The sequence below is a fragment of the Elusimicrobium minutum Pei191 genome (genome assembly GCF_000020145.1).
Classification (GTDB): domain Bacteria; phylum Elusimicrobiota; class Elusimicrobia; order Elusimicrobiales; family Elusimicrobiaceae; genus Elusimicrobium; species Elusimicrobium minutum.
The window spans coordinates 1,132,497-1,144,562 of the sequence record NC_010644.1; the positions used below are offsets into that span (position 1 = coordinate 1,132,497).

General features: G+C 39.3%; 11 protein-coding genes. 10 read left to right on the forward strand and 1 reads right to left on the reverse strand.

The features are described 5' to 3' along the window. The first annotated feature begins 833 nt into the window (after positions 1-833). The 8 genes from EMIN_RS05320 (at position 834) to EMIN_RS05355 (ending at position 8,498) form a co-directional block, all read left to right on the forward strand. Positions 834-1,760, forward strand: coding sequence for an SDR family NAD(P)-dependent oxidoreductase (locus tag EMIN_RS05320; protein ID WP_012415208.1), 927 nt, complete (start codon positions 834-836; stop codon positions 1,758-1,760). A 121-nt stretch (positions 1,761-1,881) separates the two neighbouring features. Beyond that, entirely contained in the window at positions 1,882-2,508 is a 627-nt protein-coding gene (locus EMIN_RS08315) for a TetR/AcrR family transcriptional regulator (protein WP_012415209.1), read from the forward strand. Continuing rightward, positions 2,505-3,848, forward strand: coding sequence for a TolC family protein (locus EMIN_RS05330; RefSeq protein ID WP_012415210.1), 1,344 nt, complete (start codon positions 2,505-2,507; stop codon positions 3,846-3,848). The genes EMIN_RS08315 and EMIN_RS05330 overlap by 4 nt, the downstream gene beginning before the upstream one ends. Positions 3,849-3,857: 9 nt before the next feature. Next, positions 3,858-4,577 (forward strand): efflux RND transporter periplasmic adaptor subunit, encoded by a 720-nt coding sequence (locus EMIN_RS05335; RefSeq protein WP_012415211.1) that lies wholly within the window; start codon positions 3,858-3,860, stop codon positions 4,575-4,577. Between the two features lie 13 nt (positions 4,578-4,590). Then, the gene (locus EMIN_RS05340; RefSeq protein WP_012415212.1) at positions 4,591-5,310 is read left to right on the forward strand and encodes an ABC transporter ATP-binding protein; all 720 of its coding nucleotides are present in this window, start codon (positions 4,591-4,593) and stop codon (positions 5,308-5,310) included. Next, positions 5,300-6,235 (forward strand): ABC transporter ATP-binding protein, encoded by a 936-nt coding sequence (locus EMIN_RS05345; RefSeq protein WP_012415213.1) that lies wholly within the window; start codon positions 5,300-5,302, stop codon positions 6,233-6,235. Before EMIN_RS05340 ends, EMIN_RS05345 begins: the two co-directional genes overlap by 11 nt. After that, positions 6,235-7,386 (forward strand): ABC transporter permease, encoded by a 1,152-nt coding sequence (locus EMIN_RS05350; RefSeq protein WP_012415214.1) that lies wholly within the window; start codon positions 6,235-6,237, stop codon positions 7,384-7,386. Before EMIN_RS05345 ends, EMIN_RS05350 begins: the two co-directional genes overlap by 1 nt. After that, the gene (locus tag EMIN_RS05355) at positions 7,383-8,498 is read left to right on the forward strand and encodes an ABC transporter permease (protein WP_012415215.1); all 1,116 of its coding nucleotides are present in this window, start codon (positions 7,383-7,385) and stop codon (positions 8,496-8,498) included. Before EMIN_RS05350 ends, EMIN_RS05355 begins: the two co-directional genes overlap by 4 nt. Positions 8,499-8,543: 45 nt before the next feature. Here EMIN_RS05355 and EMIN_RS05360 read toward each other — a convergent pair whose 3' ends face one another. Next, positions 8,544-9,419 carry a diaminopimelate dehydrogenase gene (locus EMIN_RS05360; RefSeq protein ID WP_012415216.1) on the reverse strand — a complete coding sequence of 292 codons (876 nt, stop codon included), beginning with the start codon at positions 9,417-9,419 and terminating at the stop codon, positions 8,544-8,546. Between the two features lie 113 nt (positions 9,420-9,532). On the opposite strand from EMIN_RS05360, the gene EMIN_RS05365 reads away from it, so the two are divergent. Further along, positions 9,533-10,414, forward strand: coding sequence for a VIT1/CCC1 transporter family protein (locus tag EMIN_RS05365; RefSeq protein WP_012415217.1), 882 nt, complete (start codon positions 9,533-9,535; stop codon positions 10,412-10,414). A gap of 80 nt (positions 10,415-10,494) precedes the next feature. Further along, entirely contained in the window at positions 10,495-11,940 is a 1,446-nt protein-coding gene (locus EMIN_RS05370) for a mechanosensitive ion channel family protein (RefSeq protein ID WP_012415218.1), read from the forward strand. Positions 11,941-12,066 lie beyond the last annotated feature (126 nt).

Sequence of the window (12,066 nt, forward strand, 5' to 3'; positions counted from 1 at the left end):
CCATCTTCCGCCTTAAGCAGGCCTTTGTTAAGCTCTAATAAATAATAAAAAGCCGCGCTTAAACAGCGCGGCTTTTTATTATTTCTAACAATCTAAACCCTTTGTAAGTCTTTTACTTCACTTCTGTTATCCTGTGTCCAACCGCTGTATAGCATATAAAGTATAATTAATTTATATTAATTAGTCAATGTGCTTTTTTATCGGGCAAAATTTCGCCTAAACTTGTGATAATTGTGAGTGCCGCCCGGCAGCGTCTATTATAATAATATAGAATAAAAAGTTTTTGTCCGCGTATTTAAAAATACTTTTAACCGCCGCCGCGCGCTTTCCAACCTTTAAAAAACGTTTAACTGCTTTTCCGTATATATTTTTTATCCGCCACACCTGTCAAAATATCAAGAATATGCTTTTTACGCCTCCGGTAATAAAGAGCGCTAACCATGTTTAAAAAAGCATCAATATAACAGGTTTAACCAAACTTTTATGTTATTAAGAATATTTTTAAATTGGGAACTTTTTTAAATCTGGCCCACAGGCCTTAAACATAACGCTGTTAAAAAAATACCGGCCGCGTTTCCTGCCCGCACCGGAGATTTAAGTAAATATTTTTTAATTTTTAAAGGGGCCGTAGATTTTGCCCGGGCAAAAAATCCACTAAAACAAATCCGGCCCCTTAATATTTATGGCATTTTGCTTGCCACCCCAACCTTAATAACCCTATTATATATGATATTCATAATGATTATTATAAATAATTATTATATATGATTATTATATCATAGGATTAGGCAAAAAAATATGATATTCTTAATTGTATTTAAAAAGAGGTTAAAATGTTTGACAGAAAATATACATGGGCTATAACGGGCGGAGCGGGGTTTATAGGCTCGCACACAGTACGTGAACTTTTAAAAAACGGCCAAAATGTTATTGTCATAGATAATACCAAACACATAGGCAAAACCCCTTTAGCGCCCTTTGCCGACCGGGTTACCTTTTTAAACTTTGACGTAAGAAATTTTGAAAATATCCTTAACGCTTTAAAAAATGTTGATTATGTTATCCATTTAGCGGCCTTGGTGTCGGTAGCGGAATCAATGCACAACCCTCAGTTATCGCTTGAAATAAATATACACGGCACAGCCAATGTTTTGGAAGCCGCCAGACTAAACAAAGTTAAACGTTTTATTTTCGCGTCATCCAGCGCGGTATACGGCAATAACCCGGACGCGCCTTACCAGGAAACAGCCCAAACAAACATTCAATCCCCATATGCTTTAGGCAAACTGGCGGGGGACGAGCTTTGCCAAATGTACACTGATTTATACGGGCTTGAAACTGTTATATTAAGATACTTTAACGTCTTTGGCCCCGGGCAGGACGCCGACTCACCTTATTCGGCCGTTATAGCTAAATTTATAGCTTTAGCTAAAGAAAATAAGTCTTATAATATCCAGTGGGACGGCACCCAAACACGTGATTTTATTTATGTGTCGGACGTGGCCAACGCCAACCTGCTTGCCGCCGCTAAAGCTAAACCCGGCGAAATTTACAATGTAGCCAGCGGACAAACAACCACTTTACTAAAACTTACCGAAATGATTGACGCCGTCAGCGGCGTTAAAAATAAAAAAGAATTCTCCCCCAAAAGAGAAGGCGACGTAAAACATTCCGCAGCGGTTATTTCTAAAATAGAAAAACTTGGTTTTAAGACTACGATATCTTTGCAAGAAGGCCTTAAACTTATGTGGAATAAATAACACCCCTGCTTTATACGACAAAAAAGCCCGTTATTTAAGAACTTGGCAAAATTACCCCTTGAAAAAATAGTTATACAGTTGTATAATAATTATACAGTTGTATAAAAAAGGCGGTGGCATTATGGGAAGAACTTCTTCCGGCAACGATACAAAACTTATAAAAACAGGTTTAGAATTAGCTAAAAAAAACGGCCTTGGCGGTTTTAGCGTGCGTCAACTTTGCGCTAAAAGCAAAGTCAATTTAGGTATGTTTCATTATTATTTTGGCACTAAAGATAATTTTGACAAAGTTATTTTAAACGAAATATACCAAACAATGATATTAAGAATGAAAACCTCTTTAGAAGGAACTCCCGAGGAAAATACCCGTAAACTTTTATACGCGGTTTGGGACTTTATAGCCGAAAACCGTATTTTGCTTTCCTCTTTAGCGGGTGATGTTTTTAGCGGCAATAAAAATATAATCAAATATATAAGCGAAAATTTTACCGAACATATTTTTATAATGTTGGGCGAGCTTGAAAAAGCGCATAAAAACAAACAGTTAAACACCCCTTCCGCGGCCGACGCTTTAATCCTTATCATCCCCCCCTTGGCTTTGCCTAATATTTTATTCGGTTTGGCTGAAAGGGTTGATATAGGGCTGCTTAACAAATTAAAATCAAAGTTAATTTCTTTAAAAGCTGATATGAACCAAAAAAGGCGCATAGACATGCTTATTAATTTAGTGTTTAAGAGGGAAAAATGAAAAAACATATATTAACGTTGCCTGTCATTTTACTTTTAGCCGCTGCTGCTCAATCAGCGCCGGTAAAAACAATATCTTTGGAAAAATGCCAGCAGGACGCGCTGTCTTACTCAAATGAAATAAAACAAAAAGCCCAAGCGGTTCAAGCCGCTTTACATACCTATAAAGAAACAAAATCTTCTTTTTACCCTTCTTTATATATAGACGCTAAAGGCTCCTGGGTGTCTGAAGTGCCAAAAGTTGAGTTGGGGCCTGTTAACAAGGAATTTGGCGATAATTGGGGCTACTCCGCAGGGCCTACTTTGGAATACATGTTATTTGATTATAATGGGCGTTCCTCGGCCGCTAAGGGCGGGGCCGCGGCGCATAAAGCCGCGCAGGAAGATCTTGCTTTCGCGCAAAAATCCGTAAAACTGCAAGTGCGCCAGGTTTACTTTGCCGTACAGCAGGATTTGGAAAGAATGTATTTTATGGCCGAGCAGCTTAAAGTGGCAGATAAGCAGCTTGCGGATATAACTTCCGCCTTAAAAGCGGGCTCAAAAAGCAATTTGGACCTTGCCATGGCAAAAAAACAACAGCTTAAGGCAAAGGTAAACGTAAGCTCCGCCCGCAGCTCTTTGGGCGTGCATTTAAGGGAGCTTTTTAAATTAACAGGAAACGATTACGGCATAGACCCTTCCTACCCAGCGGACTGGAGAATAATAATAAATAAAGAAGACAGACCCGCCAGTTCATTAGTAAAGGCGGACCCCCTGCAAAACACTTTAAACGATTTTAAAGCTTTGTCATTACTTGAGTTTGACCAAAATTCCCCCGCGCTTATAGCCGCGCAAAACACTGCGGACTATTACCTGTACATGGCGCAAAGCATGAAGTCGGCCCTTTACCCGACATTATCGGCCAGTGCGGGAGCGTATTGGGAATATCCTAATAACGGTATTTTAAGAGAACACGTTTTCTTAGGCCGCGCGGGAGCGCAGTTAAGAATGCCTTTATTTGAAGGAAGCAAAACCCGCAACAAAGCCGCCGCGCAGGAAAGCAAAGGCAGAGAAGCATCTTATCAAAGAGCACAGCTGGAAGACGAACTTAAATCTTTATTTTACTCTTCTAAGAGCATGCTTTATTCCTTAGAAGTGCAAACCGAATTTATAAAGCAAATGATTGAGCAAAGTTCCAAAGCGGCCAAACTTACTTACGACGCTTATAAAGCGGGCTCAGTAACATTTTTAGAAGTGGACAGCGCCAACCTCGGCCTTCTTGAAAGCCGGATCGCGCTTGCGGATGTTTATATTGAAACTCTTAACCGTTTAGCGGTAATAGATAATTTAGGAACAAATTAGGAGATATTTATGAAAAAAGCGGCAATCGCGGCAGTTGTGGTTTTACTTATTTTAGTTGTTGTGGCGTTAATGTTTTTCAGGCAGCGCCCATTTAACTACAGCGGCGTTATAGAGGCTGTTGAAATCAACGTGCCCACACGCTTAAATGACGTTATAACCAAACTTCACGCGGATGAAGGCGGGATTATAACGGCGGGGCAAGTTCTTGCGGAACTTGAGTGCAAACAAACAGATCTTGAACTTGACATAGCCGAGAAAGAATTTAAAAGAGCCCAAACTCTTTTAAAATCCTCAGCCGGGTCCAGGGAAAATTATGACCTCAGAAGCAACCTCTTTGAACAGGCCGCCCTTGCTAAAAGCTGGTGTAAAATAAACAGCCCTATTGACGGCAAAGTGCTGCACAGATTTTATGAAGAGGGCGAGTTTGCCCCCGCCGGTAAAAAAGTTTTTACCGTGGCTGATCTTAATTATGTTGACGCCTGGGTATATGTGGAACACGACATGCTCTCAAACCTTAAAACAGGGCAGGAAATTAAAGCCGTTTTACCGGAAACGGGCCAAAGGTTTGAAGGCGTTATATTAACAATTAACGACGATGCGGAATTTACCCCCAAAAACGTGCAAACCAGACAGGAAAGGCAGCGCCTTGTATTCGGCATAAAAACAAGATTTAAAAATGATTCAAGACAAAGCCTTAAACCCGGCATGACATTAGAAGTCCAATTTTAGCAGGGGAATTTTTATGGCCGTAGAAGCGGATATACTAAAAGTAAGCAAAAAAATGGGCGCAACGCCCGCGTTAAACCGGGTTTCAGCTGTGTTTGAAGCGGGTATAGTGCACGGCGTTATCGGCCCCAACGGGGCGGGCAAAACAACGCTTATGCGTTTAACCGCCGGCTTACTTACGGCTGACAGCGGGCAGATTAAATATAAAAATGACGGTAAAGAAATATACCTTCAGCAAGTAAAAAATATAACGGCCTACTTCCCGCAAGAACCAAGCCTTTACCCTGATTTAAGCTGTATGGAACATTTGGAATTTTTTAGAGATCTTTACAGTATCGAACAAAAAGAATTTGAAAAAAGAAGCGGGGAATTACTTTTAGCCACCGGAATGGAACCTTTTAAAGAACGCGCCGCGGGCAAACTGTCGGGCGGGATGTATAAAAAACTTGGACTTATGTGTGTTTTACTTAACAGGCCAAAACTTCTTTTGCTTGACGAGCCTACAATAGGCGTTGACCCGCTAAGCCGCCAGCAACTTTGGGATTTGGTTTACAAGTTCGCGGGCAAAGACATGACCATTATTGTTAACACTTCCTATATGGACGAGGCCGAACGCTGCGCCAGAGTTCATGTGCTTGATAAAGGAAGTGTAATAGCAAACGGAACGCCAAAAGAATTAATTGAAAAATTTAAAATAACAAATTTTGCGGATATATTTTTAAAACATGACAAATAATAATGAAAATATAATTGAGGTAAACAACTTAACTATTGCCTTCGGCTCTTTTAAAGCCGTGGACGGGATTTCTTTTGACGTTAAAAAAGGGGAAATTTTTGGTTTTTTAGGCGCGAACGGGGCAGGAAAAACAACAACTATAAGAACCATATGCGGCATTTTAAACCCCAGTTCGGGCACGGTTAAAGTAAACGGTAAGGATGTTTCCTCCTCCACGGCGGTATTAAAACCTTTTATAAGTTATATGTCCCAAAAATTTACGCTTTACCCGGATTTAACCATTAAAGAAAATATTTATTTCGCAGGAAGCCTTTATAATATGTCGAAAAATAAAATAGAACAAAGAGCTAAAGAAATTTTTAAATTTATTAATTTAGAAAGCGACACCGATTCTTTAGTAAAAAATTTGCCCGGCGGAATAAAACAAATGATAGCCTTGGGGGCCACTCTTTTGCACGACCCCGAAATCGTGTTTTTAGACGAGCCTACAGCGGGCACATCCCCCTCCACAAGGGAGGATTTTTGGAAACTTATTAAACTTTTGGCCCAAAACGGAAAAACAATTTTTGTAACAACGCATTATATGGACGAGGCTGAGTACTGCAACAGGATAGTTCTTATGGAAAGGGGCAAAATTATAGCTTTTGACACTCCCGAAAATTTGAAAAAAACCTTTTTCCCCCGCGCGCCGAAACAGCTTGTTTTTAAACAGCCTAAGCAAGCCGAGGTAAGGCAAGAGTTTTACAAAGAAAAGATAGGCGTTTTAGCAGTGTTTGGCAATGACCTCAGGGTGGAAGTGGAAGACGAGGAAAAATTTGAAATTTTACAGAAAAAATATAAAGATGTTTTTGAAACTAACGAAAGCGCCCCTACGCTTGAAGACGTGTTTTTAAAGGCGCTCCGCCAAAAAGGAGGACCCGAATAATGCTGTCTTTAAAACGCGCGCGCTCAATAGCGTTAAAGGAATATAAGCACATATTAAGGGACCCTTTTACCCTTGCGGTCACGTTGCTTTTGCCTTTAATATTTGTGGCCTTTTTCGGCTTTGTTATAGATTTGGATTACAAAAATATCCGCGTATCAGTAAGAGATGATGACCAAAGTTCAACCTCGCGTAAATTTTTAAATGAGTTATCTTCATCGGGTTATTTTAAATTGACGCCCCTGCAAGGCGACTTGCAGACAGAGGCCGTTTTAAACAGAAACGATACCGCGTCCGTTTTAATTATAAAAAAAGATTTTGGCAAAAATATTTTAAAAGGCGATTTTTCCAACCCCGGCCGAGCGCAGCTTATGATTGACGGCAGCGACAATGCCAAATCAGGCATTTTGCTAAGCTATATAACGCTTGCCGTTCAAAAAGCAAATTCCGTTTTTATAAAAAATAACCCCGAGCTTTCCGAATTGCAAGGAGCCGGCGCAAATCCTTCCGACTTAATAAGAACTCGTTTTTTATTTAACCCGGAACTTAACAGCCACTGGTTTATAGTGCCCGCTTTAAACACTATTATAATTGGGTTTTTAGCCATTGTTTTAACGGCGCTTACCGTGGCAAGGGAATGGGAAAACGGATCAATGGAGCTTTTGCTTTCAACCCCCGTAAGGCCTACGGAAATAGTGATAGGCAAATTATTTCCCTATTTTACGCTTACCTTTTTTGATATTTTAATTGTGTTTGTTTTATCTATATTCGTATTTAAAATACCTTTTTTGGGAAGCTTCGCTTTATTTATATTAGCCTGCTGTATTTATATAGCGGGCGCGCTGGCTTTAGGGCTTTGCATATCGGTAGCTACGCGCGTTCAGCAAACGGCCATACAGTTTGCTTTCGCCATAGGTTTGCTGCCTTCGTTTATATTTTCAGGCTTTATATTTCCCATTGAAAACATGCCCGTATTTTTCAGATACTTTACAATCATATTCCCCCAGCGCTGGTTTTTAACCATAAGCAGAAGTCTGTTTTTAAGCGACCCGGGCGTTCAAACGATGGCGTTTCCTTTTTTAGCTATAACGGTGTTCGCCGCAGTAATGATTTTAACGGCGATAAAAATTTTTAAAACGGATGTGGAACCATGATAAGAATACGCGCTATAAACGGTTTTATACAAAAAGAATTTATGCAAATCCTGCGCGACCGCCAAATGATAGCCGCGCTTGTATTTGTTCCTATTTTACAGCTTGTAATGTTTGGCAGCGCGCTTACGAGCGAAGTAAAAAACATAAAATTTGTGGTAGTGTCAAAACCAACCACGATATCAAGGCAGATAGAAACGCGGGCGCTTGCCTCGGGCTGGTTTAAAAAGGTAAAAAGCGTTAACGGCGCGCAGGTATCCGACCCTGTTCTTCTTTTAACGGAGCAAAAAGCGGAAGCCGTGCTTGTAGCGCCTAAAGAAGGTTTTGAATACGCTCTTGAACACGGCGGCAAGCCCATACAACTTTTAATAAACGCCACCAACGCCCAGCGCGCCCAGCAGGTGGACAGTTATATAAAACAAATAATACTTTCCGTGGCTGAAGATAACAGCTATGACTTAAGCGCCGCGGGGCTGATTAATATAGACATACGCATTATGTACAACCATTACATGAACACTTCGGACTTTATGATACCGGCGCTTATGTCCATGGCAAGTTTTATAGTAATTTTACTTGTTTGCAGCATGTCGATAGCTAAAGAAAAAGAAACAGGCACCATGGAAAAGCTAATCGCGTCGCCCGCTTCGGCGGAAGAAATTATAATAGGCAAAACCGCGCCTTATTTTATTATAGGCATATTTATAATTTTATTTATGTTATCAATAGGGTTAATAGTATTTTCCGTACCGTTGCGGGGGCATTTTTGGCAGCTGCTTGTTACGGGTTTTGTGCTTTTACTTTCGGCCTTATCCATAGCCACGCTTTTAAGCACAATAGTAAAAACGCAGCAGCAGGCCATGATGGCAAGTATTTTATTTATAATGCCCGCCATACTGCTTTCAGGCGTATTTTTCCCCGTGGAAAATATTCCGCTCCAGTTCCGCTGGCTTTCATATTTAAATCCGCTTACATATACAATGGCTAACTTCAGAAGTTTTATGCTTAAAGGAGGCGACCTTATTACATTTTGGCAAAACACGCTGATAACTTTAATAATGGGTATTATTTTAGCGTGCGCCGCTTATAAAAACTTTAAATCAACCTTAAATTAACAAACAAAAAAAGCGCTTTAATTAAGGCGCTTTTTTTATATTCTGCTACACAAGTTTTTTAATATTTTCTTCCCTGGTGCCTTCAAGCAGTGTTACCAAAGGCAAATCAATTACGGTGTAAGCACCGGGTGGAATTCTTAAGGCGGCCCTGGCGCAGGCTACTAAAACATGGGCCGTGGTTTTAGGGTTATTAACAGTCATTTTAAAATCCGCCGTGATTTCATCCCCCTCCATATGCACATTACCCCCGTGGGAGGCGTCTTTATAATCCGCCGCTTTGGGTACAACCTCAATTTCTAAAGGGTCGTGGGCAAAATAATCATCCGCCCTCATATTATCATAAACCTGTTCTTTTGTTTGACTGCCGTCAAGTTCAACATAAACAAGGCGTTTGTGTTTGCCTTTTTCTAAAGGAAGGGTTATTGAAACGGCGTCTTTAACGCCTTTTACGCTTTTTGCCACAACGCTGTGCCCCATAGACATACCGGGGCCGAAATTCGTGTAAATAGGATAATGCGGGTCAAGCGCTTTAAAAACAGCCCGTATCATACTGTCTGAACCTGGGTCCCACCCGGCGGAAACCACGGCTGCCGCGTTATTTGCTTTAGCAGTTTTGTCAAGTTTATTAACGGTATTATATACTTCCGAATGAATATCAAAGCTGTCAACTACACTGATGCCTTTTGATAAATAATACCCGGCTGTTTCCGGCATGTTTTTTGAAGGTAAGCATAAAATAACAACTTCCGGTTTTACGGGCATTTCATCAATATTATTATACTGTTTAACGCCTTCAATTATTTCAGCGCCGGCCGCGCGGCGTATTACGCCCGCGCACTCCAAATCCCCGCTTTTAGCCAAAGCCTTTATTGCGTAAAGGCCGGTGTTTCCCAACCCGACGACAGCAACTTTACTTTTCACATTCAATCCCCCTAAAATCAGATATTATATTTTATAAAATTTACAGAATTGTAAAAAACATTTTTTCCTCTTACTCTTTTTAAGATTGTTATAATATTATTAAGAGGTTAACTATGCAAAATGACTACTCGCCTAAAGTAAAAAAGCTATTTGAAAAATACCAGCGCGACGAAGAAACCGCGCACATGCTTTACACAAAAATAGCCGCCCGTGAAAAGAGCAAGTACAATAAAAAAATACTTATGCAAATAGCTTCTGACGAAAAAGAACATGCCCTTGTATGGAAACGCTACTGCGGCAAAAACATAAAACCCAGCAAATTAAAATTTTTATGGTACAGCTTTTTAGCCCGCGTTATGGGATACACTTTTGTCATAAAACTTATGGAAAAGAATGAATATACGGGTATTAACGATTTACTTGTTATCGAAAATGAAGTTCCTGAAGTAAAAGAAATAATACGCCAGGAAAAAGAACATGAGGAGAAACTGAGAGGTTTGCTTGATGAGGACCGATTAAAATATATAGGAGCTATTATACTCGGGTTAAATGACGCCCTTGTTGAGCTTACAGGCACTATAGCCGGCCTTACTTTTGCACTTACAAGCACAAAACTTGTAGCCGTGGCGGGCATTATTACGGGAACAGCAGCCACGCTCTCAATGGCCGCTTCAAACTATTTAGCTGAAAGAGCCAATGGGAACCCTAACGCCCTAAAAGCAAGTTTTTATACCGGTATAGCTTACCTTGTAACAGTTATCCTTTTGGTTTTGCCTTATTTAATCTATCCTAACAATAGATATATACTCGCGTTTATTACAACGCTTGCGATAATGATTTTTATAATATTTTTCTTTAATTATTATATTTCCGTAGCAAAATCACTGTCGTTTTTTAAAAAATTTACCGAAATGGCCTGCATAAGTTTAGGCGTGACCTTAATAGCTTTCGGTATAGGTATAGCGGCAAAACATTTTCTAAATATTGATGTTTAATATACAACGCTTACAAAGAGGCTTTTTAAGATATAATTTATTTAAATTGTTAAAATAAACGGAGCTGACCTTTACTAGCTATGAAAATAAAATTAATATCTTTTTTAACCGCTTCTCTTATAATGTTTAGTATTTTTGCCCATGCGCAAAATATAGCGGACACGGCAACACCGCAACAGGTAAATATAGTTGTGCAGACAAAAGTCCAAACAACTCCGAAAAATACCGCCGCATTAACTGCGAACGATGGTTCTGCCGCCAGCCCGTCAAAAGACGCGCAAATAACGCCTATTAAAGTCGAATCTAAATACTTTATAATAACAATAGTAAAAGATTTAAAAATATCTTACATATTACTAAAGCAACTGGTGATTGCCCTTATAATTTTATTAATCACGTTGCTTTTAATAAAAATTATTAACGTCCTATATTACCAGATAATAAACTTGATTTGGAAAAAGAAAGATAAAACAAACGACGCCTTGCATAATATTATAGACATAGGCAGGCAGACAAAGTTTCTTTTGGCTTTTATAAGAGTTATAAGATTTATTTTAATAGCGTTAATTCTATATATTTTCTGCTCTTCTTTTTTATTTCTTTTTCCGGTAACAAAAGGTATAGCTTCTAAACTTTTTTTACTTATAAAAGGTCCTTTGGTGTCATTTGTCATAGCTGTGTGGGATTATCTGCCCAATCTGATAGCCATTATAATAATATTGGCCATTTCTTACGGTTTGTCTAAATTTATGCGTCTTGCCGCGAAAAGGGTTGCCACAGGCAAAACAGTTATAAAAGATTTTGACCCGGACTGGGCCATTCCCACTTACCATATAACTCTGGTTGTACTTATTGCTTTTACTTTTATCTTTTTATTCCCGCATTTACCCAAATCCAACTCCGCTGTTTTTAAAGGCATTTCTGTATTTTTAGGCGTGCTTTTATCCTTAGGTTCAACAACCTTTATAAGCAATATAGTATCGGGTTTTGTTATAACGTATATGAGTCCTTTCAAACTTGGAGATTTAATTAAAATGGGCGACAATGTAGGAAACGTAATTGAAAAAAACGGCCTTGTAACCCGCATAAAAACAATAAAAAATGAAGTTGTTACAATACCAAACTCAACTATAATGACGTCAAACACTATTAATTATACGGTGTCCGCAAAAGAATACGGACTGATGCTGTATGCAGAAGTATACGTAGCTTATGACGTACCGTGGGAAAAGGTTAACGGCGCGCTTATGCAAGCTGCCCAAAACATGCCCGATATTCTTAAAACCCCGCCGCCTATTGTTATACAAACAGGGTTAGAAAATTCTTATGCTAAATACCAGCTAAATGTTTTTACAGATAACGCGAATAAAATGTTTGATATCTACAGCGTTCTTTATAAAAATATTCAAGATTCTTTTACAAAAGAAAAAATAGAGCTTGCCGTGCCTGAAATTTTATCTTTAAAAACACAGCCGTACCAACCCCCAAACCCCATTTTACAACCTGGCGAGGACATAAAAAAATAAAATAAAAAAGCCTATTAAAATAGGCTTTTTTATCTCTTTTTACCCAAAGATATTTTAACTGGCTTTTTACCCTATAAAATGATATAAACTTGATATAGGGTCAGATACGCGACAGCAGACGCGCAA